Source organism: Corallococcus sp. CA053C (assembly GCF_003611675.1).
Lineage (GTDB): Bacteria > Myxococcota > Myxococcia > Myxococcales > Myxococcaceae > Corallococcus.
On sequence record NZ_RAWA01000042.1, the window covers coordinates 1 to 22,241 of the forward strand.

At 66.0% G+C, this 22,241-nt stretch carries 25 protein-coding genes and 2 pseudogenes; 14 read left to right on the forward strand and 13 right to left on the reverse strand.

Going from position 1 to position 22,241, the window contains the following annotated elements:
* Together D7V97_RS08315 and D7V97_RS08320 are read left to right on the forward strand one after the other, a co-directional pair.
* Nucleotides 1–939 (forward strand): CARDB domain-containing protein (locus D7V97_RS08315; protein WP_304988499.1); only part of this gene is annotated, 939 nt, incomplete at its 5' end.
* A 56-nt stretch (nucleotides 940–995) separates the two neighbouring features.
* Nucleotides 996–1,124, forward strand: a pseudogene (locus D7V97_RS08320) (rRNA pseudouridine synthase); the annotation flags it as partial.
* Here D7V97_RS08320 and D7V97_RS08325 read toward each other — a convergent pair.
* Nucleotides 1,111–1,290 (reverse strand): hypothetical protein, encoded by a 180-nt coding sequence (locus D7V97_RS08325; protein ID WP_120610072.1) that lies wholly within the window; start codon nucleotides 1,288–1,290, stop codon nucleotides 1,111–1,113. The pseudogene D7V97_RS08320 and the gene D7V97_RS08325 overlap by 14 nt on opposite strands.
* Nucleotides 1,291–1,337: 47 nt before the next feature.
* Between D7V97_RS08325 and D7V97_RS08330 the strand changes: the two genes are divergently transcribed.
* Nucleotides 1,338–1,637 carry a hypothetical protein gene (locus tag D7V97_RS08330; protein WP_147444749.1) on the forward strand — a complete coding sequence of 100 codons (300 nt, stop codon included), beginning with the start codon at nucleotides 1,338–1,340 and terminating at the stop codon, nucleotides 1,635–1,637.
* 306 nt (nucleotides 1,638–1,943) lie between these two features.
* Here D7V97_RS08330 and D7V97_RS08335 read toward each other — a convergent pair whose 3' ends face one another.
* From D7V97_RS08335 to D7V97_RS08365, 7 genes are all read right to left on the reverse strand, one after another.
* Nucleotides 1,944–2,366 (reverse strand): SRPBCC family protein, encoded by a 423-nt coding sequence (locus D7V97_RS08335; RefSeq protein ID WP_120610074.1) that lies wholly within the window; start codon nucleotides 2,364–2,366, stop codon nucleotides 1,944–1,946.
* 44 nt (nucleotides 2,367–2,410) lie between these two features.
* Entirely contained in the window at nucleotides 2,411–3,253 is an 843-nt protein-coding gene (locus D7V97_RS08340) for an AraC family transcriptional regulator (protein ID WP_120610075.1), read from the reverse strand.
* Nucleotides 3,254–3,360: 107 nt separating this feature from the next.
* Nucleotides 3,361–4,788, reverse strand: a complete 1,428-nt coding sequence (locus tag D7V97_RS08345) for an NAD(P)/FAD-dependent oxidoreductase (RefSeq protein ID WP_147444750.1) — start codon at nucleotides 4,786–4,788, stop codon at nucleotides 3,361–3,363.
* On the reverse strand, nucleotides 4,785–6,098 hold the full coding sequence (locus tag D7V97_RS08350; RefSeq protein ID WP_120610077.1) for a Dyp-type peroxidase: 1,314 nt from the start codon (nucleotides 6,096–6,098) through the stop codon (nucleotides 4,785–4,787). The genes D7V97_RS08345 and D7V97_RS08350 overlap by 4 nt, the downstream gene beginning before the upstream one ends.
* Nucleotide 6,099: 1 nt before the next feature.
* Nucleotides 6,100–7,116, reverse strand: a complete 1,017-nt coding sequence (locus tag D7V97_RS08355; RefSeq protein ID WP_199728745.1) for a hypothetical protein — start codon at nucleotides 7,114–7,116, stop codon at nucleotides 6,100–6,102.
* Nucleotides 7,117–7,125: 9 nt separating this feature from the next.
* Nucleotides 7,126–7,659: a hypothetical protein gene (locus D7V97_RS08360; protein WP_120610106.1), complete on the reverse strand. Its 534-nt coding sequence runs from the start codon at nucleotides 7,657–7,659 to the stop codon at nucleotides 7,126–7,128.
* Between the two features lie 212 nt (nucleotides 7,660–7,871).
* Nucleotides 7,872–8,705, reverse strand: coding sequence for a hypothetical protein (locus D7V97_RS08365; RefSeq protein WP_120610079.1), 834 nt, complete (start codon nucleotides 8,703–8,705; stop codon nucleotides 7,872–7,874).
* Nucleotides 8,706–8,919: 214 nt separating this feature from the next.
* Here D7V97_RS08365 and D7V97_RS08370 point away from each other — a divergent pair, with 214 nt between their 5' ends.
* Nucleotides 8,920–10,152 carry a hypothetical protein gene (locus tag D7V97_RS08370; protein WP_120610080.1) on the forward strand — a complete coding sequence of 411 codons (1,233 nt, stop codon included), beginning with the start codon at nucleotides 8,920–8,922 and terminating at the stop codon, nucleotides 10,150–10,152.
* Between the two features lie 114 nt (nucleotides 10,153–10,266).
* Here D7V97_RS08370 and D7V97_RS08375 read toward each other — a convergent pair whose 3' ends face one another.
* Together D7V97_RS08375 and D7V97_RS08380 are read right to left on the reverse strand one after the other, a co-directional pair.
* Nucleotides 10,267–10,542, reverse strand: a complete 276-nt coding sequence (locus tag D7V97_RS08375) for a hypothetical protein (RefSeq protein ID WP_120610081.1) — start codon at nucleotides 10,540–10,542, stop codon at nucleotides 10,267–10,269.
* Between the two features lie 45 nt (nucleotides 10,543–10,587).
* Nucleotides 10,588–11,847 (reverse strand): sterol desaturase family protein, encoded by a 1,260-nt coding sequence (locus D7V97_RS08380; RefSeq protein ID WP_120610082.1) that lies wholly within the window; start codon nucleotides 11,845–11,847, stop codon nucleotides 10,588–10,590.
* A gap of 66 nt (nucleotides 11,848–11,913) precedes the next feature.
* Here D7V97_RS08380 and D7V97_RS08385 point away from each other — a divergent pair, with 66 nt between their 5' ends.
* Together D7V97_RS08385 and D7V97_RS46750 are read left to right on the forward strand one after the other, a co-directional pair.
* Nucleotides 11,914–12,501, forward strand: coding sequence for a Crp/Fnr family transcriptional regulator (locus D7V97_RS08385; RefSeq protein ID WP_120610083.1), 588 nt, complete (start codon nucleotides 11,914–11,916; stop codon nucleotides 12,499–12,501).
* Between the two features lie 182 nt (nucleotides 12,502–12,683).
* A pseudogene (locus D7V97_RS46750) lies at nucleotides 12,684–12,944 on the forward strand (response regulator transcription factor); the annotation flags it as partial.
* Nucleotides 12,945–12,954: 10 nt separating this feature from the next.
* Here the strand turns inward: D7V97_RS46750 and D7V97_RS45300 are convergent.
* Nucleotides 12,955–13,458 carry a hypothetical protein gene (locus tag D7V97_RS45300; RefSeq protein WP_199728748.1) on the reverse strand — a complete coding sequence of 168 codons (504 nt, stop codon included), beginning with the start codon at nucleotides 13,456–13,458 and terminating at the stop codon, nucleotides 12,955–12,957.
* Between the two features lie 677 nt (nucleotides 13,459–14,135).
* Here D7V97_RS45300 and D7V97_RS08395 point away from each other — a divergent pair.
* From D7V97_RS08395 to D7V97_RS44060, 4 genes are all read left to right on the forward strand, one after another.
* Nucleotides 14,136–14,399, forward strand: a complete 264-nt coding sequence (locus tag D7V97_RS08395; RefSeq protein WP_120610084.1) for a hypothetical protein — start codon at nucleotides 14,136–14,138, stop codon at nucleotides 14,397–14,399.
* Complete coding sequence (locus D7V97_RS46755) at nucleotides 14,392–14,811, forward strand: terminase small subunit (protein ID WP_199728746.1); 420 nt, start codon at nucleotides 14,392–14,394, stop codon at nucleotides 14,809–14,811. Before D7V97_RS08395 ends, D7V97_RS46755 begins: the two co-directional genes overlap by 8 nt.
* 84 nt (nucleotides 14,812–14,895) lie before the next feature.
* A complete protein-coding gene (locus D7V97_RS08405; RefSeq protein ID WP_120610085.1) occupies nucleotides 14,896–16,035 on the forward strand; it encodes a hypothetical protein in 1,140 nt (379 codons plus the stop codon).
* 230 nt (nucleotides 16,036–16,265) lie between these two features.
* Nucleotides 16,266–16,874 (forward strand): hypothetical protein, encoded by a 609-nt coding sequence (locus tag D7V97_RS44060; RefSeq protein ID WP_147444751.1) that lies wholly within the window; start codon nucleotides 16,266–16,268, stop codon nucleotides 16,872–16,874.
* A gap of 223 nt (nucleotides 16,875–17,097) precedes the next feature.
* Here D7V97_RS44060 and D7V97_RS08420 read toward each other — a convergent pair whose 3' ends face one another.
* Entirely contained in the window at nucleotides 17,098–18,033 is a 936-nt protein-coding gene (locus tag D7V97_RS08420; RefSeq protein ID WP_120610087.1) for a hypothetical protein, read from the reverse strand.
* A 541-nt stretch (nucleotides 18,034–18,574) separates the two neighbouring features.
* On the opposite strand from D7V97_RS08420, the gene D7V97_RS08425 reads away from it, so the two are divergent.
* Nucleotides 18,575–19,006 (forward strand): hypothetical protein, encoded by a 432-nt coding sequence (locus tag D7V97_RS08425; protein ID WP_120610108.1) that lies wholly within the window; start codon nucleotides 18,575–18,577, stop codon nucleotides 19,004–19,006.
* A 73-nt stretch (nucleotides 19,007–19,079) separates the two neighbouring features.
* Here the strand turns inward: D7V97_RS08425 and D7V97_RS08430 are convergent, their stop codons facing one another.
* The gene (locus tag D7V97_RS08430; protein WP_120610088.1) at nucleotides 19,080–19,352 is read right to left on the reverse strand and encodes a hypothetical protein; all 273 of its coding nucleotides are present in this window, start codon (nucleotides 19,350–19,352) and stop codon (nucleotides 19,080–19,082) included.
* A 270-nt stretch (nucleotides 19,353–19,622) separates the two neighbouring features.
* Between D7V97_RS08430 and D7V97_RS08435 the strand changes: the two genes are divergently transcribed.
* From D7V97_RS08435 to D7V97_RS46465, 3 genes are all read left to right on the forward strand, one after another.
* Complete coding sequence (locus D7V97_RS08435) at nucleotides 19,623–20,867, forward strand: hypothetical protein (RefSeq protein ID WP_147444752.1); 1,245 nt, start codon at nucleotides 19,623–19,625, stop codon at nucleotides 20,865–20,867.
* Nucleotides 20,868–21,050: 183 nt separating this feature from the next.
* Entirely contained in the window at nucleotides 21,051–21,758 is a 708-nt protein-coding gene (locus tag D7V97_RS08440; RefSeq protein ID WP_233582581.1) for a polysaccharide lyase, read from the forward strand.
* A gap of 52 nt (nucleotides 21,759–21,810) precedes the next feature.
* Nucleotides 21,811–21,936 carry a hypothetical protein gene (locus D7V97_RS46465; RefSeq protein ID WP_255424759.1) on the forward strand — a complete coding sequence of 42 codons (126 nt, stop codon included), beginning with the start codon at nucleotides 21,811–21,813 and terminating at the stop codon, nucleotides 21,934–21,936.
* The last annotated feature ends 305 nt before the right edge of the window (nucleotides 21,937–22,241 follow it).

Below are 22,241 nucleotides of genomic sequence, written 5' to 3' on the forward strand. Positions count from 1 at the left end.
TTCTTCGTGGGCTACGCAGGCTCGCCGTACCTCAACGCCGGCCAGTGCCAGGTGCTGACGGTGTCGGGCCCGGCGTACGCGTCCACCGAGGGCGCCTACTACCTGGGCGCCGTGGTGGATCCGCAGAACTCCCTCTCCGAGCTGATTGAGAACAACAACACCTTGACCGGCAGCCGCATTGGCGTGGGCAACAGGCCCGACTTCATCGTGTCCGCGGTAACGGGGCCGGCCAGCGCCACGTCCGGGCAGCAGATCTCCGTCTCCGTGACGGTGTGTAACCAGGGCACTGTCGGTGGCAGCGCGCCGGTGGAGGTGTACCTGTCGGCGGACGCAACCATCACCCCCAACGGTCCGACGGGGCCCTCGCCGGACTTCTTCGTGGGCTACGCAGGCTCGCCGTACCTCAACGCCGGCCAGTGCCAGGTGCTGACGGTGTCGGGCCCGGCGTACGCGTCCACCGAGGGCGCCTACTACCTGGGCGCCGTGGTGGATCCGCAGAACTCCCTCTCCGAGCTGATTGAGAACAACAACACCTTGACCGGCAGCCGCATTGGCGTGGGCAACAGGCCCGACTTCATCGTGTCCGCGGCGTCGAGCGCGAGCAGCGTGAAGCTGAGCCAGACGCTCACTGTCTCGGTAACGGTGTGCAACCAGGGCACCGTGGGAGGCAACGCGCCTGTGGAGGTGTACCTGTCGGCGGATAGCACCATCACCCCCAACGGTCCGACGGGGCCCTCGCCGGACTTCTTCGTGGGCTATGTCTCCTTGCCGTATCTCAACCCCGGCCAGTGCCAGGTGCTGACGGTGTCGGGCCCGGCGTCCGTGCCCACGACAGGCTTGTACTACGCGGGGGCGGTGGTGGATCCGCAGAGCTCCATCGCGGAGCTGATTGACGACAACAATACCCGGGCGGGCACGCGGGTCTCCGTCACGCCCTGAGTTGAGCCCATCCAGGGGGCCCTTCACAGTCAGGAGGAATGAGGGGCCGTGTTGAGGTGGGGCACCCGGTGCTCGCGCTGCACCGTGAGGCGGTGGGGCAGGTGGCGCTCGACGTGGCGGAAGGGGCCTTCCGCGTGCTCACGGAGGTGGAGGTGGTGGAGGGTCTGGGGTTCAGAAGCCCTTGAGCAACCGCTGCGTCCGCTTGGGGTCCTTGATGCCGCCGGGCGACATGATCATGTAGCGGTCATGCGCCTTCTGGGCCTTGGCCTTGTTGCCGACCAGGGTATAGGCGTTCTCCAATCCCAGCCAGGCCCGCCGGAGGCTGGACTTCTTCCGGGTGACTTCCTCCATGGCAAACAGAAGCCCCACTGCCCCAGCCTCGCGGGTGGCATGCGCTGGTGGCGGCTGGCGCGGAACTGTGGGTGGTCGGAGGCTCGCTCGACAGGTCCTACTTCACGACGGGCACGCCCCAGCTCTGGCGCGCGAAGCGCTCCGCATCACGCATCGAAGGGTGGGAGTCCATCGAGGCTCCCTCCGCGCTTCACTTCGACCAGACGCCAGGGATGTATGGCCCCGGCAGTGGTTTCACCGCCAGCCAGGGTGAAGACGGCCGCATCTATGTGTTTGGAGGCACGAGCGCCAATCCCGACGAGCACCGGAACGCGCGGGTCTGGTCCAGCCAGCGTTTGACGCCGTGAGCCGGTGACGGGCTCTCCCGCACTTCGCGTGCCTCGAGAGACGAGCGCCGGGGCAGCAATCATCGCGGACTTCGATCTACGACCCCCACCACACGAAGCGCGGGAGAGCCACCGAACCGGAGCAGGCCCACTCGCCACTTCGGTCCGGGCCAAAGGCGTCAAGAGACGTGTTCCCGAACACGGAAATCATCCATCGGCGAATGGATGGGTGTTGGACTCCTGTAGCACCCGGCCAGGGTAGGCTCCAACGATGGCCATGCCCCCCGACCAATACGCTCGCGCCGCAGTGGACGCGACGCTGCACGTTCAAGTCGAGATTGAGCGCGTCGAACTGCCGCCTGGCCCATCGAGCGCCTTCTTCATGGCGGCCATGCCGGCCTCGATCATGGGGCCGACGACGGCGCTGGCTTCGTGGGGCAGGAAATCGGCGGTCCAGACGACCCGGCTCCCCGTGCCCTCCGCGAAGACCTGGACCGCTCCGTTGTAGTGGGTCAGCGATCCACCTTCTGCCCCCCACACGAGGCGCCGTCCGTCGTCGTCGACCGTCACGATGGGCTCCCTGACCACCATCCCGTTGCCGAAGGTGACCACGCGGGCTCCCGGCTCGAGGCGCGTGTCGACAACGAACCCGGGAACCAATCTCGTGTGAAGCGCGCCGATGTCACGGATCGCATCCCATACCCACTCGGGCGCGGCACGCGTCGTGATGTCCTTGCGGATTGAAGCCATGGTGTGTGCTCCTGGTAGGGTGCCTCTTGGGCTGAGCCACACTTCTAGAAGTTGCTCGCCATCTTCTCTTGGAGAATCTTGCGATCTCCGCGCGAGGCCTGCCGGAATGCGCGCGGCGAGACGCCTGCCGCTCGGCGGAACGTTCGCACGAAGTTCGAGAGGTCCCCGAAGCCAACGTCGTACGCGATGCGGGTGATGGGGGCATCCGTCGAAAGCAAGCGCGCAGCCTGACGAAGGCGCATGCGCACGAGGTACTGGTGCGGCGTGACACCCAGCACGCCGCGGAAGACGCGGAGGAAGTGGAACGGGCTCAAGCCGAGCTCCGCTGCGAGCCCCTCGAGCGTCAGCGGCTCACCCGCCTGCGCTTCGAGGAGGAGCGCGGCTTCGACAGCCCGCCGTCGATCCCTCGCGTGCATCCGCAACGGCGCCTCGCGTTTCCCGGAGACGGCGCCCACGAAACGCGCCGCGAACACGAGCGCCACCTCGTCCAGTCCGAGGCAGGTCCGTCCCTCGGCCGTCTGCTGCGCGAGCTCACCGAGCATCATCAGGGACGGGACCGGTGGCAGGGCGCCAACGCGCCACACGTCCAGGGAGGCTCCGAGCGCATCAACGAGCGCGTCAGAGAGCTGAAACGACAGGCACTCGTCGCCCGCGAGATGATGCTCGTGCGTACAGCGGTAGGCGTCTCCCGCATGCCCGACGAGCGTTGCGCCGGCCACGAGTTCATGCGCCGTGCCGCGGGAGTGGTATCCGAAGCTTCCACATCGGACGTACGACACCGAGAACGCCGCGTGCTGCTCCTCGACGGAGCCCTCGCCCGGCTTCGCGTCGCATCGGTAGTCCAGGACGGCAACGGAGCGCGAACGGTGCAGGACGGTGACTCGCATCCGCGCGGGCTAGCAGGGATGGGGGAGGAGAGCTTGGAGAATCTTGCTCAAGCACGAGCCCCCAGGGTCAGCGCGGTTGTCGCCTCGGCTGACCGGCCGGGATGACGTCAAAGAAGCTCCGCGAGGCGTGCTCGATCCACATCGACCTTGAGCTGACGGGCAGCGATGGCCGCTGCACGCCCCAGGACCCCGGTATAGGTGGGAAACGAGAGCGGAACGCGCGCCAGCTCATCCACTCGCATCCCCGCCGCGATGGCGATCGCCGCCGTCTGGACCAGGTCGACCGCCCGCTCACCCACCACGTGGCAACCGAGGATCCTCCGCGTGGCGCGGTCGACGATGAGCTTGCAGAACCCGGTCGTCCGACCATCGATGAGGGTCCGCGCCGTCGCGTCGAAGCGCACCACCGCCACGACGACGTCATGCGTTTGACGTGCCTTCGCTTCGGTCAGGCCCGCTTGCGCGTACTCGGGATCGGTAAAGCTGCCAATCGGAGACACCTCGTCCGTGACGGTGATCATCGGCGTGTTCGCCGTGTTGGAGCCTGCGACGAACCCGTCCTGCAACGCCTGGGGGACCAGCATCATGCGCCCGGTCACGTCTCCCGCGGCGAAGATGTGCTGCGCGGAGGTTCGCAGATGGGCGTCGACGCGCACGAAACCTCGCGGGTCGGTCTCGACGCCCGCGGCCGCGAGGTTGAGCGCGGAGGTGTCGGCCGTCCAGCCCACCGCGACGACGACGAGCGCAGCCTCGGCGCTGTCCCGCACGCCGTCCCGGGAGAAGACCATCCGCACACCCCCCGGCGTCCTTTCAAAGCGCTCAATCGAGCCGAAGGCCTCGCGCACCACCATGCCGGTCTGACGAAAGGACTCCGCGACAGCGGTGGACACGTCTTCGTCCTCGGTCGGCAGGATGCGCGCTCCCGCCTCGAAGAGCTGTACCCGCGTGCCGAACGCAGTGAAGATCGACGCGACCTGGGCTCCCGTGGCGCCACCGCCGACGACCACCATCGTCGGCGGAACGGCGGTCAGGCTCCACGCATCGCTGTGGGTCGCCGTGAGCTCGAATCCCGGGATCGGGAGGCGCCGGCTCACGCCGCCGGAGCAGAGGATGAACTTCTCCGCTCGAAGTCGCAGCCCGCCCTGGGTCTCGACGGTGTGGGGGTCCACGAAGCGCGCCGCGCCTGCGTGCTCGTGCACGGTGACCCCCGCTGCGGCGATTTGTGCGCGCAGGGCCGCCTGATCGCGAACGTCGCCGGCCACCTCGCGCACGCGGGTGAGCAGTCGCGCGTAGTCCAGCACAGGCTCGGTCACCGAGATGCCATAGCGCCCCAGTTGCCGGGCGTCGCGGAGCAACCGTGCCGCCTGCGCCAGCGTCCGCACCGGCACCGGTCCGTCGTGGGCCGCCATTCCGCCGAACTCGTCGCGAGTGACGAGGGCGGTCCGGGCGCCCAGGTCGCCGGCGCGGAGCGCCGCGAGCAGTCCCGCGGGGCCGGCACCGATGACCACGACGTCCATGCTTGCCTGTCCGTTCATGTCCGCAGCTCCGCCAGCCACCGCAGCGCTCTCAGCCCGGGCATGAAGCAGTACTCGCCTCCGCGCGTGACCACGAACCGCGGTAGGCCTTGCAGACGCCTGGGGATGGGACGCTTCGGGAATGAGAACTCGCCAGTCCCGTCGTTCGCGCCGGCGACGGGGTCCTTCGCATCACCCAACCCGAGAAACTCACCGCCGTGGACCCACTCGGATTGCACGAACTCGAACTGCCGTCCAAGGTGCGCGCCGATGAAGGCGAACATCAACCCCCGGTCGGCGCCATCGTCCTCGAGGACTCCCTCGGGAAGCTCGGGCCCATAGGCGGTTCCGCGCCGGATCATCCGATGGAGCCTGACCACGCCGGCGACGGACGCATCGCGGGGGTTCGCTCGCCGGACGTGCGACGCGGGAGGCGTCTTGTAGCCGGTCGGGTCATCCGCGAAGTGGAAGTCATTGTTGCGCGACGGATCGGCGCCCAGGTCGGCAGCGTCGTGGTGAGGGCACAGCGCCAGCGGCGCGCCGCTCCGCCACCGCCCCATCATCTTCGCGGCCAGGAGCTCTTCGTCCTCCGGGCTGCTCGCGAGGTTCTTCAGGTACTGCCTGAACGTGGCCACCCGCTGATGAAGCTTGCGGAAGGCGACGTACGTTCCATTGCGCCCCAGGACGTCAGGCTGGGGCATCGGGGACACGCCGCCCGTCTCGTCGGGGTAGCCGAGGACGAACTCGCCTGACTTGAGCGGCTCCTCGTGGGGATTGCTTCCTGGAATGCCGCTTCCTTCGACGGCCGGATGGCTGATGCCGTCCTTGAACCCGAAAGGCTCCTTGCCGGTGCTCAGGGCGTGGCAGTCCTGACGCCAGATCGCCGTGACGCCGCCAAGCTCCCGCAGGGCCTTGCGCGCGCGCTCCAGCGCGACTTCGAGCTGAACCTGATCCGGCGAAAGCGCCGTCAGCACGACGTGGACGTCGCTTGTTCCCAGCGGTGGTTCCCAGCGTTCGGGGCTGCTCTCGCCGTCGTCTCCCAGCGCCTTGGCCCGGGCGGCCATTCCCTGCCGGAACTCCCACGCGAAGGTGTCCAGGGAGTCCCGCGGTACGCCCAGCGCCTCGAGCCCGTGATACGTGAGCGCGACGCTGAGCGAGCAATCCGAGGTCGGGCTGCTCGGATGGGCGGCCGCGGTCACCGCCGAGCCGAGCCGCCGCATCAACTCCCGTCCCGCGCTCCGGTCGTCGATGCGGAGGAGGATGTAGGTCGCGACGTACGGAGAAGGCCGGGGCCGCAGCACTCCGCTCTGGATGTCGTCGAGTTCGAGCATCTCAATGGGCCGTGGCGAGGTTCTTCCAGAAGCGCACGAGGCTCTCGTCCGCCCCGAACAAGGTGCTGAAGACGGTGGAGTCGGCCACCAGCACATCGCCAGCCCTGCCGTCGCCCGGCGGCAGCCACACCAACGCATTGAACTCGGTGTTTCCCGCGTCCGTGAAGGGATGGGGCCGGGTCCGGTCGATGGGCTGCTTCGCCAGGACGCGGACCGAACGGGAATCCTCCGTCGTGACCGCGTAGTGCGGCAGGTGCATGTGGAAGTTGAAGTTCTGGACTCCGGTGAGCCAGCCGCGCGTGTCCAGCTCCTCCATCACCGTCAAGGGGGCGCTCCGGCTCGTTCCTTCGACGACGGCGGGGCGGAGCCCCCAGCGGTTCTCGATAGGGATTCCCAGCCCCTTCATCAGGGAGCGCGTATAGCCGCCGAAGCGTTGCTGACGAGGCACCAGCGCGTCGCCATGGTGAGCGTATTCCTGGGCGCGTTCCTTCAAGTCTGGCGAGTGCCCGACGTCGTGGTGCGGGCCCATCACCAGACAGGTTCCTTCGCGCTCAAGGAATGCGCGGACTGCTTCTATCTCCTCCGGGGCAGCCTCCTGTCCGGTGACGTTGTGGTCCAGACCGAAGATGAGCAGGGTGTCCGCATCGGCGAGGACCCTGTCGTCGAGCGGCAGGACGAAGCCCGCCTGGTCGACCCGCTGGAACATGGGGACCTTGTTCCCGGTGACCTCTTCCATCACCTGCTGGAACTTCACCCACGCCCAGAAGAAGAGCTCCAGGGAGCCCGCGATTCCCTGTTGGAACCTCCGTGGGTCCGCCCACTGGGGGGACTCGTAGTCGGGCCAGAGCACCCGGCGGACCTCGGCCATCGTCGAGAAGCGATTGTCCATTTCGTCAGGAGTCCGATTGGCTTCTCCGGGGTAGCTCCAGGACGTGTAGACACTGACCCGCCGATGCCCCCTCGAGTATTTCCTCGGCGTGTGGTTCTGGTTGTACGTCCGCCCGAACGCTTCGCTCATGACTGGCTCCTACTGCATCTGCTCGAGCATCTCGGTGAACGCAGCCTTGAGCTTCAGAGCCTTCTTGATCTCATCGCTCGTGAAGTACGGGTATTCGCCATACTCGAGAAAGCTATTGCACTGGTGGTCTCGGAGGAACTTGACGAACGCAGGCGTGTTGGTCTTCCAGTCGAGGGGAAACCCCTCGAGGTTCTCGAAGGCGGTGTTGATTCCAGACCTGGTGAAGAGAACGACCGCGTCCTCGGTGTATTTGTCGAAATCGGTGTCGAAGATGCCCTGATACATGAACCGGGTGTCATTATCGAAGAGCACCCAGCGGAGGTAGTGGAGCTTGAGCGGCGCGAGAAAGCCGGGGTCGGCCTTGAGCGCTTCGGCGATCCTCTGGCCGTAGCCGCGAATCGTATCAGCGAGCCCGGGCTTGACGTTGGCGACGATCGTGAAGCCATAACAGGCAGGCGTCTTCGGAAAAATCGGACCGTACTTCCCCCTTTCGAGGTGCTCGGTCGACCTGGGTATGGCCATGGCCTGGGGCTTGATCTCCATCGAGGGGCTCCCTTTGCTCGGACACTTCAAGCTCGTGATGGGGCCCAGAACCAGCAAGGGCGCCATCGCCTTCGAGCGGAAGAGCACACGTGGGGTTGCAAGGGAGGCTCCCGTCCCTTCCACAGGTCGCGAGACGCTGACAGGGGCGACGAGCCCCTGCCAGCTCCCCCGGCTGCCGCGGTATCACTTGGGGCTGGGGCGTGGCTGGCGGTTCACCCCTGGCCCTTCGGAGGTGGGTACATCTTCCGCAGGAGGGGGTGTTTGTCCATCTGGGCTCCGCCCGGGGCCCCGAAGTTCGTGCAGTCGCCGTAGACCTTGCGTGGCACCAGCCCATACCGGGCCCTGAACCCGTTCTCGGTGAAGTCAACGGGAGGTTCGACCAGCTCCCGCTTGCCGGCGGCTTCCTTCTCCGTGGCGAGTGGAATGCCACAGGCAGCGAGCTTCACAGTCCCTGTCACCGCGTCTTCGTACGCATTCCGCTCCTTCTCCAGACAGGGGAGGAGCCGCCATCTCCAGTGCAGGTAGTGGATGATCTCATGGCACATCACGCAAACCCAGTCGGCCAGGCTGGCGTTTTCAATCTTCTTCTGAAATACGTTGAAGGGGATGACGGAGATGCTGGGGGACGGCACCTTGGCGCCGAAACTGCTCTGCCCGGGTGGAGAGAAGATCATCTCGTCCGAATCGAAGAGCACCAGGCCCCTGAACACGAAATCCAGCGGGTTCGCGTGGAGGAAGTTGTTGGCGAACACCTCGGCCACGACGTTGGCCCACGCCATGTCTTCCGGGCGCACCGTGCCAAACCCCCGATTGGCCGGGCTCATGGTGGAGATGTACATCGCCGGCATGCTGCTCGCCTTCGTGAAGTCCAGGGACTTCTCCAGGTCGTCTCCCCAGCTTTGCGCATGGCGCTCCTGCTGGGCGAAGCCAGGACGCTCCTCTTCCTTCTTGGGGACCGCGTTGGGCTGACGGTCCCGACAGGCCCTGCACAGGTTGTTGTTCAGGATCGCGAGTTCACCACAGCCCCCACACACCGCTTTCGGCATCGGTTATTCCCCCGCTCAAGGTCCGCGTCGCCCGTTCCCCTCGGCAGGGCAGTCTATCGGACCGGACGAGGGGCGGCACGATGAGCCCGCGGGTGCTGCCGCGCTACGAGGCGGTGGGATGGCCCGATTTCTTCCGTGGGTCCGTAGTACTTTCGGGGCTCCTGGAATCAGGCAGCCCGCGACAATGCGTCTCCCACCTGCCCTGAAAGCGCCCATGACTCCTCTGCGCCTCCTGACCCTTCTGGCCCTTGCCTCGCTGTCGGGATGTGGAGGGGGAGGAGACGCGCTCACCGGCGTGTCCGTGACGGGCCCGGACAGGACTGGCTCCAAGGTCTGGACGGTCCTCACCGCGGTCGTGGAGGGGACCGGGACGTTCTCCCCCGACGTCACCTGGAGCATCACGTCCGGAGTCGGCAGGCTCTCCACCGTGACGGGCACGTCCGTCACCTACGTGGCCCCGTTCGTCCGGGAGGACACGGCGGTGACCCTCCAGGCGGTGTCCCGGCAGGACCCGTCCAAGGCCGGGAGCTTCACCTTCACGGTGAGCCGGGCCCCTGCCGCGAGGTTGATGGCGGGCACCCATGAGGGGCTCCTCTCCGTGACGTCGTCCTCACAGCCCGCTCCCTCGCCCCAGGCACAGAAGTACACGCTGGCGGTGGTGAGCGACACCCAGGTCCTGCTCACGCCCATCCCGGGCTTCCCGAAGGGAGTCCTCGTCGACGTGAAGGAAGACGGCACGCTTGCCTTTCCTCCGCAGGAAAGCGCCATCACCCTCTACGACAAATACTGTCAGCAGCAGCAGTCCTTCATCGGAGACGGGTCCTCCAGCGCTCCGGGAACGGGGACCTGGGATGACCAGGGGAACCTGTCGCTGACGTGGATTCTCCGTTACGAGCGGGTGTGCACCATTCCTGGCACCCAGGTCCCCGGAGCGCCCCGCTACACGTCTACGGCTTTATCGACCCATGTGTTCACGGGCGTCCGGCAGCAGGCCGAACCCCGGGCTCCCGCCATGGCGTTCCTCGCGGACCGCTTCACGGGGACCTACTCCTCCTCGGAGGACACGACGCCGGCCCACCATCCGCCGAGCACCCGGACCCAGACACAACCCATGAACATCCTGTTGGAGCAGGCAGGTGACACCCGGTTCCTGTTCCGGCAGGTCCATCCCTACGCGGAGGGAATCCTCGTCGACGTCTTCGAGGACGGCACGTTTGAATTGCCCCCCTTCGCGTATCCTCTGGTCGTCGAGGCACCGGGTTGCCAGCGGCAGCTCCATGTCGGAGAGATGGCCTCCATCGTGCCGGGAACGGGGACCTGGGATGACTGGGGAAACGTGACCCTCGAATGGGTCAGCCGGAGCGACAACGCCTGCGTCATCTACGACGGTGACGAATACGTCACGCGCACCACCAACACCTTCGAGGGCAAGCGACTGGTGAGGTGAGCGGGGAGGGATTGGCGGCGGGCCCGAGGAGGCTGCAGGCGAAGCACAGCAGCCCGCCCTGAAGAGCTCAGGGCGGGCCGCCGCATTGACAGAACGCGAGGTGTTACCTCGAGGTCAGCAGGTGCCTTCGTGGTACTGCTGGCAGTAGTCGACGCAGAAGGAAACCGAGATGGGGCTGCGGCACTCGTAGCCGTCGCAACAATAGATGGTGACCCAGGAAGCGTGCTTCTCGTCCGCATTGGAGAGGCCGCACTGCTCCGTACACTCGGCAGCGGACCCGGTGCACGTGGTGCCGTTGGCGCACGACACGCTGAGCTCGCCGTCGGACGTGCCGCCACAACCCGCCAGCATCCCCGCCGCCATCAACCCTGCGATGATTGTCCTTCGCATCTGTGATCCCTCTCCTGGGTAGGCACTGCGCGGCTCACTCTAGTCCTACAGCCGCGGTTTGGAAGGGACCTCGGAGGGTGGGGGCTTCTGGCCGGCGCCACCGCGCGCCACCCGCAGCCAGATCAACGAGACCATCAGCCACGACGCCGTGAGCGCGCTCCACGCCAGGGGCGCGCTGGCCCCTACCAGCCACAGCGTCACCCCCACGCCCATGGCGAGCACCCGTGCGAGCTCCAGCGGCTCGCTCCACCTTTTCGACTCCAGCATCCCGCTCCAGGCGGTCGCCATCGCCCAGAGCAGCAGGCTCAACGCAACCTTCTGCCAGCCCGACAGCGGTGAGGCATGGTGGCTCACCAGGAGCATGAATGGCATCGCCGCGAACAATTGGAAGACGAGGTAGCCACGGACGCCGGACAGCTCCCGGGAGTGGTACTTCACCTCCGCGCCCTCCTGCTTCCAGTACCCCAACGCGCGCGGAGGAAGGTCCGCGGGCCGCCAGCCCGTGGGCATCACCCAGATGCGCAGCCTGTCTCTCAGGCTCTTCGTGGCGACGGCATCCGCGACGAGCCGGGCCCACGCCTGGAAGTTGATGGCCGTCGGGTCCCAGGTGTTCGCCGGGGTCGTCAAGCCGTAGGAGCACGGCTCGGTCTCCTCCGCGTAGGTGCCGAACATCCGGTCCCAGATGATGAGGAAGCCCGCGTAGTTCTTGTCGATGTAGGCGTCGTTGCGCGCGTGGTGCACGCGGTGGTGCGACGGCGTGTTCAGCCACGACTCCACCCACCCGGGGAGCTTGGGGATGACCCGCGTATGGGGGATGAACTGGAGCACCAGGTGGAAGGCCACCATCGCCAGCACCGCCTCCGGCGGGAAGCCCACCAGCACCAGCGGCCAGTAGAAGAGGAACGAGAAGAGGCGCTGCGTCACGCTCGCGCGCAAGGCCACCGCGTAGTTGAGCTCCTCGGTGGAGTGGTGCGGCGAGTGGGCCGCCCAGCCGATGTTGGTGCGGTGCCCGAAGCGGTGGAACCAATAGAAAAAGAAGTCGACGCCCAGGAAGAGCGCCACCAGCGACAGCGGCGACGAAGCGTCAATCCGCCACGGTGCGTACTGGCCCAGTTGCGTGAAGAGGGGGAGCACCAGCAGGGCCACCGCGACGTTGACGCACTGGTTCATCACCGCCGTGCCCATGCTCGCGATGGAGTCCTGGAAGCTGTAGTAGCCGTTGCGCCGCACCACGCACCAGGCGAACTCCGCCAGGGCCAGGGCGATGACGAAGGGCGTGGCCACGGCATAGACGTTGAGGGACATGCCCCCGGTATATGTTTCCCACAGCCGCCTCCGCCTTAACCCAGGTCAAGCCCAGGTCCCCGCGACGTGAGATTCCCGAAGCTCTTCGAGCGCCTCGCCACCCTGGCCCCGCTCCCTCCCGAGGAGTGGGCGAAGGCCGAAGCCGTGGCGAAGGAGCAGTCGCTCGCGAAGCGGGAGCTCTTCCTGCGTCCGGGGGACGCGGCGGACCGGTTCGCCGTGGTGCTTCAGGGGGTCTTCCGGGCCGTGCGCGTGTCGCCACGCGGGGGCGAGTCCATCAAGGCCTTCCGCGCCGAGGGAGAGCTGCTTGGCGCCTATGCGGAGATGTTGCAGCGACTGCCGTCGATGACCGCGATTGAAGCGCTCGAGCCGAGCCACGTGCTGGTGTTCCAGACGCAGGACTTCCAGCAACTGGAGCGGGGCCACGTGTGCTGGGAGCGGCTGGCGCGCCGGGTGGCGGAGCAGCACTTCGTCCTCAAGGAGCGCCGTGAGCAGGAGTTCCTGGAGCTGTCCGCGGAGGAGCGCCTCGTGAAGTTCTGGGAGGAGCATCCCCACCTGAAGGGAAGGATTTCCCAGCGCGACGTGGCGGCCTACCTCGGCATCACCGAGGTGGCCCTGAGCCGCATCATGTCACGGCGCCGCAAGCGGGCGGAGTGAAGCGGGCGCCTGGGGCTCCCGGGCTGGAGTCCCAGGGGGATTGCCGGGAAGGCGCCCTGGAGGCGCAGGGTGTTGCCTCCATGGCCCCAGCGGGCATCTACCCGCACGGCCAGGGCGGATGGACCTACGATCCCGACAGGGGCTCCTCGGTGGTATCGAAGGAGTGCAACTGCTTGCGTAGGCCCCAGGGGCTCACGCTCGCGCTGAGCCATGAATACGATGTCATCGTGCTGGACCTGATGCTGCCAGGCATGAGCGGCATCGAGCTGTGTCGACACTACCGGCAGCTCGCCCCTCGGCTGGTGCCCGTCCTCATGCTGGCCGCGCGGGACATGCTCGAAGACAAGGAAGAAGGCTTCCGCGCGGGCGCGGATGACTACCTCGTCAAGCCGTTCTCCTTGAGGGAGCTTCGGCTGCGTCTCGAAGCCCTGGCGCGACGGCCCTGGTGGCTACTCACGGCCCAGGAGGCGGAGACGGGGTTTGGGAACGGCTCGTCACTCGCGTGCCCACCCACCCCATCGCACCGGCAATCATCAACCCAAAGGTGACCGCCGATTGCTGGTCGATGATCTGCCTATGGATAGCGAAGACACCACCAGCAACGAGACCGAGGAGCGCGATGGTCCATGTGAGCATCAGCCAGCCGACCATTCTGTCGCGGGCCCTGTAGAAGTCCCAAGAGCGTTGCTGATTGTCCATTGCACGCGCGTGAGCGTTCTTCTCCTGCAGTGTGTTGAGTTCGGGCTGGGCCGCCATGAACTTTGCCCTTGCCTCGAACATTGTTGTGGCGAGAGGCATGACAGCCTGTGCGAGCGTGGTCACGAGTTGCATCACATCAGCGATGCTGAGCTCGTTGCTGGTGGGCTTCTGCTCCTGGGGTGCCGCCGCAGGGACAGCTGCGATGGCAGTAGAGGCCGGAGACTGAGCCTCCGGTTGAGCATCCTTGCTGGGGTCCATGGTCTTTCGCAGCGGCGGGTGAAGTGTGGCGCGCGCTGCACCTACCATCGCCTCTAGTGGCCGCAGGTGACAAGACGGGAGGAGCGACCCAGCGCTGCTCGTGGTGCACCTCGCCCGGGGATGCGCGGCTTCAGTCCGGTCAGGCGCGACCCCCACTTTGGAGTGATGGAGGCGACGGTAGCCCCCAAGCAACAATGGTGTCGTCGTTTGAGCCAAGTACGCCTCGTTCACGAGGCAGGGGGATGGAAATGAGCCGACTGGTTGGAATCCTGGTGGCTGTGGTGTTGACGCAGGGCTGCTTCGCTCCAGAGATGGAGGACTTCTACAAGGAGGACCCGGTGGGAGCTGCGTCCCGCGACGACTTGAGCGGGGATTCAGCCAGAAGCGGGGTTGGCGGGTGCTGTAAGTACTGCGGGTCGGACAGCAAGCCGTGTGGGGACTCGTGCATCTCGCTCGATAAGACCTGTCACAAGGGACCTGGCTGCGCGTGCTGAGTTCCGCACGGTGGCGGGCGGGCGCATCTCGCGCACGCCCGTTGTGCGTGAGGCACAGTAGAGGCGTTCATGGCCTCCTGCCACCCTCCAGTCCTGTGCTCCGAAGACGGGTGCACCCGCGACCCCGTGCCCCGGCACCGGCGGTGCTCGGGGCACCTGATGCGGTAGCGGCGCAAGCGGTCCATGTCGGAGCCGCTGCGCGAGCCCTACGCCACGCCCTGGGATCGTCTGACGGCCGCGGACCTGGCCTTCGCCGAGCCGGACGACGGGGACGAGGAGGAGTTCTCCCGCGCCCAGGACCGGCCCTGGAAGGCGGCCCCGGCCTACGCGCAGCGGGAGATGCCCGTGCCGGACGTTGTCCACGCACCGCCCGAGACTTCACGGCGTGGGAAGCGCGCGTACCCGGAAGGCCAACTCCAGCCCTGGCCGGAAGCGACCGGTGGGTGATGCGCGTCCGCTGACGCCGAAGCAGGAGCAGGAGCAGGAGCAGTTCGTCCGAGAGTACTTGGTCGACCTGAACGCCACCCGGGTTGCCCGAAGCGCTGGTTACTCGGCGCGCACGGCCGAGGCGCAGGGCTCACGCCTGTTGACGAATGTTAAGGCCTGCTCTCGGTGTGGAGGCCGCTGGCGAGTGCAGGCATCCCTGACGGCCCCCCGGCGGGGTGTACGCCATTCTGGCGTCCCTGGCATTGCCCTCGCGGCCTGTTCGGTGCGCCCCAGCGCAGGGGCCACCCCAGAGCGCGGGGTGTTGAGCCCCAAGCACCCACACTCACTTGGAAGCCCGCGTGTCACCCTCCAGCGGCCCTTCTCAACCCCTTTGCACCAGCCCGCCCCTCAAACAGGGCCCCATTCCGCCTAAAGTCTCTCGCCACATCGCATCCCGTAAGGATCCATGTTTTGCTATTTTGCCGTCGCGAACTGCGGCACAGGAGGCCTTGATCGCATGGGAATGAAGGATGATGTCCAGCAGGAGTACGAGGAACTCAAGAACCACTTCAAGAAGACAAGCTTCGACGACTTCAGGTCCGGTGACTGGTTCTCCACCTTCGTCCAATGGATGTTGACCGAATACGCGAAGCAGGTGGATGCCGACTACCTCCGGAGGAAGTACCCAGGCGCCGGCGCGCGGAACCAAGCGAAGAAGGCAGTGGACTTGGCGAGCAAGTATGCTGGCGTGGCAGGGGGCGCCAGCGCTGCGGCAGTCACCGGCCTTGAACTCGCTGGCCTGGGACCGCAAGCCATAGTAGCGGTGCCGGCGATTGGCGCTGCAGTGATGGCAGACATTGGTTTCACTACTCGGCTTCAGCTCCGCACTACCTATGACCTCTCCGTTCTCCATCGCGCCCCACTGTGCCTGGACGACGCGGAGGACTGCTACCTTATCTTCATGACCGCTCTGGGTATCAAGCTCTCAGAAGTGGCTGGAGGCTTTGTCAAAGCGGTGGGCCCGCAGATCGTGCAGTACAATATGCGGCGGTTCCTTCGAAACGGGTTTAGGGCGGCGCTGGTGGAGATCATCAAGAAGGTCGCCGGCTCTGCCATTGCGCGGAAGCTCACCGAGAAGGCGATTCTGCGCGTGCTTGTCCCGGGGATCAGCATTCCCATTTCCGCGAGCGCCAACTATGCCTTCACTCGAAGCATGCTGAAAGTGGCAAACAAGCAGATGCAGCGCCGCGGCTACATCATTGAGCCCCTGCTGAAGCTCTACTCGGTAGAAAAGGATTTTCCTCGGGATTTCGTTGTGCAGTCGCTCATCGTGATGATGGAGAGCCCCAGACGCGAAGGCTGGGACGAGGAGCAGATGAACTCACTCCGCCAGACGCAAAGCTTCCTCGCCTTGAGCGATGCACAGGTGAGCGCACTTGAGAACTGGTTCGACCGGACGGCAGCGGATCTCGCAGCCTCTCTGCCAAAGATGGATTCCCGGGTCGCCGCCGCGCTAGTGGAATTCCTCGCTCGATGTGCCGCGCTGGGGGACCCCAGCGGCGACGCAGCATACAGCCAGGCCATCGAGAAGATCGCCAGGGCGATCCACGTCGATGACATCCCCTCCATCAGCCACGCCCGAACTGCTGCCGCATAGACCCTTTGCCTAAACAGGTCGAAGAACTTCCTGATTGTCTCGCTGCCCAGGTTGGAGGTCCCTTGAGGCTGAATGCTTTGGGGTGTGTCTTGATGTTAGGACTGGCTGTAGGGTGCGTGACCCGTAGAGAAGGGCCCACCGCGCAGGAGCGTCGTGATGCCCTTCGTGGCTGGGAGCGGCAGGGTTCGAGTTATCGCAGCCCTGAAGGGTTTCAAGAGGCTCGTTGGGGAATGACCATTGACGAAGTGCAAGCGCTCTTTCCTGAAGCAAGGTTGCTCAATGGCAATGCTCTTCGGTGGAAGACCCCGCTCGCTAAAATGCCTGCCATCGTGACGCTTGGATTTATTGAGAACAGGTTTGCAGCGGTGGATGTCTTCTTTCCGGAGGTCAGAGACTCGAGGGATGCCCATCTGCTACTGCGTCGCCTGCTTTCTCGGAAGTACGGGACGCCGGGGCGTGACCGGGACACTGTCTACGAGGCTCAACGGCGGGTAGGAAGCTATCGCTCTGCCGCTGATGCGGTGTACTTCCTGGGCAAGGTGACTTCGTCCATCAGGGGGGCCGCACCTCCAGATCTTTACGCGCAGCATCGGATGGACATCCGCGCGGAGAACGATGAGATGGAGGCACGGCGTGAGGCTCGCGCAGCCCAAAAACGATTCTTGCTGATGAGTCGATGGGAGACCGTTGAAAGTCAGGTGCTTCTCACGAGCGTGACGGCCCCGGAAGTCGTGGCGGTAGTCATCGAGTATGAGAGTGCGCGGTATGCGCCTGAAATAGCGAAGGCGCGAAGACAGGCCCAGGAACTGGAGCAGCAGCGAATGGCGAAGGACTTCTAGCAAGACCTCGCTGTCCAGCCGCGAGGCGCCGCCGCGCGAGACGGCCGGTCCCGCACGGCGATACCCAGTCCACTCGACAAAGGCAGACAGCCTCCCTCAAGCGGAGCCGGGGCTGGAGGGGGAGAGCCCGGCCCTGGCTGCGACGGTGGCGTCGACGAAGGAGCGCACGCCGCGATGGGATGGGGCGGGGCTGCTGCGCCGTAGTTTCGCGCAGGATGTCTTCTCACCCCAACAGGTTGGCGATGTCCTTCACCGGCTGCGGAGCGGCCTCGGTGCTCCCCAGCGCGCCCATGACGCCTCCGAAGATCATGGAAGCCGGGTTGGCGCGGCCCTTCGTGATGGACCCGAGGACGCCCTCCGCGGCGCCCTTCAAGGTGTTGAGGTAACCGGTCGCGGCGCCCTCGAGGACTCCCTTGAAGCCCCCTTCCGAGTTGCCCACTCCCGTCAGGACGTTGCTGACCCCCGGCAGGAACCACAGGGCCTTGCCCGCCTCGCCCGCGAACCACTGGAAGTTGTCCTTGTTGCTCCCGTCCGCCTTGACGTGGGTGTCCTTCGTGGTCGGCAGCTGGTGCTCGCCCAGGAAGGAGTACCCCTTCTCGGCGAAGTCCTTGAGCATGCCGGCCTCCGTGCCGTGGCGCGCATCGCCGTCCTTGGTGATGCCCTCGATGTTGCCGTCGCCCTTGCCGTTCTGGACCTTGTTCGCGCGGTCTCCACCCGTGGAGGCCTTGGTGCTGTCGATGAACTCCAGCACCCGGGTCAGCCGGTAGACGCCGTCGGCGTTCTGCTTCGGATCCTTCAGGTCGAGCTTGGGGTCGACGCCCGTCTGCTTGCACAGCTGCTCGAACTTGATGTCCTTCTGGCGGCCCAGGTTCTTCAACACGGGCGAGTCGTCGACGATCTGCGCCGCGGACCGGGTGTCCCCGGCCGGCCGCTTGTCGTTGGCGCTCGGGACGCCCGAGGCGGAGGGCTGCCTGCGGTGGATGACCGCCGCGGGCTCGAAGGCATCCACCGGGCTGAAGCCCCGCGTGGGGGTGCCCCGGGCCCCCACGTCCTGAACGGGCCCTGCCGACAGCTGCTGCTTCGGGGTGCCGGGAGCGGACGGAGCAGAGTTCGGGCGCAGCACGGAAGACGAGAGGGCCGAGGGCTTGGCGAGGATCATGGGGTCACCGGGTTCGGGACATCGATGCGCTGTCTCATTGCAGCGCGGATGCCAGCCAGGTGGCCCCCGCAACCCGTCGATTTTCCAGGGATGGGATGACTTGGGGGAACGCGCGCCAGGCCTCCAGCCGGTGACCGTGGTCACCAGGAGGATGACGCCAGTCACCAGGGCGCCCGCGCTGGTTCAGCGCGCCATGGCCACTGAGCAGCGCGCCAAACACAGCCATGCCATTTCCAGGGTGGTCGATGTCGGTGATGTACTTCCTGGGGATGGGATAGGAATGAGACGGCGACCTGGCAAATCATGCAGCGAGTCTTCGCTTGCGCTCCCCCATGACGTACGGGAGTGCCTGATGGCGGACAGCGCTGAAACGGTCCGGCAACTCCTGACACCCTGGGTCCCTTCACGCCCACCTGGGTCGACTTTCGCGGAGCCCCTGCGCGGCGCATGGGCCCCGAACGTCGACGCCTGGACAAAGCAGGAGAGAAACGTTTATCTCGTCTACAGGGAAAATCTTTTCCTTTCTCCAACGGGGTTGAACATGAAGAGCTCCACTCTGTTTGCTTCACTTTCGGTGGCGGTCCTGGGCATGGGGTCCGCTCAGGCGGCGACCCTGACCTTCACGGTCCAGAACAAGATCCTCACCAGCAGCATCACCAATACCTTCACGAACACCTGCACGCCGATCATCCCGAGCCTCGGCACGGTCCTGGCCAACTCGACTTCGGTGACGCACCAGCTCGATTGCGGCACTTCGACGGCCGTCGCATTTCGATACGCGAGCGGAACCAAGACCTGCACCTTCAACCTGAGCTCCATCTACACCCCGCCCGATCCGTTCCTGGGTACCCCCGCGTCCTGGACGCCGAGCGGCACGGCCACCTCGAATGGCAGCACGTTCGCGACGTGCAAGGCGACCCTGACCGGCATCGGGGCGAGCGGCAGTTACACCTGGGCGCTGTCGATGCAGTGATGCGCTGATGGCCGGGGCCTCGCCCGATGCAGTTCAGACGGGGCCCCGCGCCGCAGCGGAGCGGAAGCCGGCTTCAGGGAGCCAGGACGTCGAACTGGCAGGAGGAGGCCCCCAGCGCGACCGTGTAGGCCGTCCACAGGTCGATACCATAGGTGCCGGAGGTCGGCGCCGTGAGGGTCCGCATCCAGCGTGGGTCCACGCGCTCGAGGTCTCCCGGGTACCGCATGCCCTGCATGTCCTCGAAGGCCGCGGACAGCTGAAGCTGTCCCGGGTTCGTCTTCCACTCACAAAGGTCCACGTGCACGAAGTGCGTGGCCTGGGACGCCCTGAAGGCCGTCGTGCTCATGTCTCCCCCTGCAGGGAGGAGAAGTCGCTGCCGGGTGCGGCGTTCCGGAGCCGGCAGCCCTTGTCCCCGTCGATGGTGCACGACACCCGGTAGGCGTGACATCGCACCCTCGCGGGCCCCCACCGTCCGGAACGGCGGGGAGTAGGCACGTCCTGCGTCCGCGCTCACTTCACCCGCCGGAGGGGACCTGCGCCGCTTCGCGTGGGGGCTTCCATCCTGGGCGGGAAGTGCGAGAGTCCACCGCTCGACCACCGCACGAGGGCGCGGACCATGTGTACGTTCTGTGATCTGGGAATCTGTTGCGACCCCGGGCATCGAAGCGAGGCGCTGCTGCGCGAGTGGGTGCGCGACACGTGCGTCTTCTGCACGATGGGGAGCTGCCTGACTCACGGCGCCTCGGGACCGCCCGTCGGCGAGACGACCATTCCCATCTTCGATATCAAGCGGTCGCTCCGCTCCAACAGCTCCTCGACCACGCTGACGAAGGTGTCGTCGACGCCGCGTCGCGGCATCCTGAGCGGCATGGAGGACCGGACGTATTGGAATCCAAGCCAATCGGACGAGGCGCTGATCATCTCGCGGCTCCTCAAGTCGCCCATGGGGACGAAGCACGCCATCCCGAAGAACATCCATCGCTTCTGGACGGGCGGACCGCTGAGCCCAGCGGTCGTCGACGACCTGGTCTCCGACGGCGCACGGGCCAGGCAGGCGGGTTGGACCTGCTACCTGTGGTACTCCGCCGAAGTCGAGCGGGTGCTGGACGGTCATCTCGACGGAGAGATCAAGAAGAGCGAGGGCATCTTCATCTTCTCGAAGCGGCCTCCGAAGCCCGTGGACAAGCGGCCGACGCGCGCCAACCAACGGCGCAGGTTGGAGCTGGCGGGCTTCCGGGTGGTCCCCATCGAAAAGCTCGATGACTCCAGCAACTGGCTCTCGGAGCTCGCGACCCTCGTCGGGGGCGCCGCGGTGATGCGCAACTGGGATGAGGTCAAATACTTCTCCGACCTCGCGCGGCTCCTGTACCTCAACTTCGTGGGAGGCATCCACATGGATGTCGACATCTGCCTGGGGGACATGGACCTCACCCAGACCTATTTCCACAACGACCCGGACGGTGAGGTGCCGCTCATGGGCAGCCTGCTGCGCGATCAGTCCGATCCGATGATCCCGAAGCTCCGCTTCCTCAAGCGGATCCGCCGCCGGCCCCTGCTCACGAAGGAGGAATACGACGGGTACATGGAGGCGCTCTCCGCGCTGGTCGAAAAGGGAATGCTCGCCGCGGGCATGCTGAACGCGCTGATCGCGTCGCGCCCCAACACCACCCACCTTCAGGACACTATCGACGAGTTCCGCAAGGCCATCATCAAGAACAAGGGCCTGATCAGCGGCATGGCGCTCGCCCGCGTCATGCTCTTCGGCAAGAGCCGAGAGGGGGATGTCGAACAGGCCATGAAGTGGACCGTCCCGCCCTATCTCGTCCGCCTCGACCCCGACACCGACGAGAGCAATCTCTGACGGCGGACGACGTCGTCCCCTCAGGGCGCCGGCGGCACGAGCGCTGAGTCGCATGCCTGGGGATGCCGCCGCGCGCAAGCCGGCGGGAAGTACGGGCGGGTCTCCTTTGTCTGTCCTCCTCACCCCCCGGACAAAAGGACCCAGATGCTTCGACTCCTGAAACTTGCGCCCCTGGCGCTACTCGTGCCTCTGGCGTCCCAGGCATCCGTCGTCTGGAAGGGAGACTTCGAGACCGGCGACCTGTCTCAGTACACCCAAGCCTGGCTTGTCGCCCCGGACCGCATGCAGGTGGTGGGCGACCTTGTCCGTGACGGGAACAAGGCGCTGAAGGTGACCGTCCAGCAGGGAGACAACCCCGTCAACGCCAGCGGCAACCGCAACGAGCTGTTCCGCGGCACCTATGAGCCGGTCGACTCCGAGTACTACTACAAGTGGAGCACCCTGTTTCCCCAGGACTTCCCCAGCTCACCCCGGTGGCAGGTGTTCACGCAATGGCACCATGACGGCTGCTGTGGCTCCCCGCCGCTCGAGTTCTTCGTCATCAACGACACGATGAACATGCGCGTCGGAGGAAGCTCGGGCGAGGTTCTATGGCAGGCGCCGGTGCACCGGGACCAGTGGAACGACTTCGTGATGCACGTGAAGTGGTCGCCCGACCCGAATGTCGGCTTCGTCGAGCTGTACTACAATGGCAATCTGGTGGTGCCGAAGCGCAACATCGCCACGCGCTACCCGGACACTGCGGGCTACATCCAGCTCGGCTACTACCGGGATGCGACCATCGCGCAGACAGCCTCGCTCTACCATGATGGCTTCACCATGGCGACGACGCTGGAAGAGGTGATGCCCGCGGGCGGGGACCCGTCCACGCTTGCCGCTACGGCTCCCTAGGATGCCTTGTGAGCCGCACCTGGCTGTCCAGCGCGCGCGCCACGTCCGCGTCATGCGTGACGACCACCAGGCCGCGCCCGTGCGCCTTCATCCCATCCAGGTCTCGCATCACGCGTGTGGCGGTGCGCGAATCGAGATGCTCGGTGGGCTCATCGAGCAGGAGCCAGGGGGCCTCTGAAAGCCAGGCGCGCGCGAGGAGGACGCCTGAGCGGGCGTGTGCCCCATGAGGGCTGCACGGCTTCTGCACCGGCCTGGCGCACAGCTCGGCGGCACCCGTCAGCGTCCCTCCTCGGCACCTCTGCACCAGCCCTCACCCTCAACAGGCTTTCTATTCGCCCTATGCGTTGAGCGGTGGGACTGGGCGACGCTGCTGAAGCGCGGTTTCGACTTCGACGTCTGCACCTGTCCTGGCAGCGGCAGGCGGCGGAGGGTACTGGCGGTGCTGAAAGGCCGCGGCGTCAAGGAGGTTTTGAGGCACCTGGG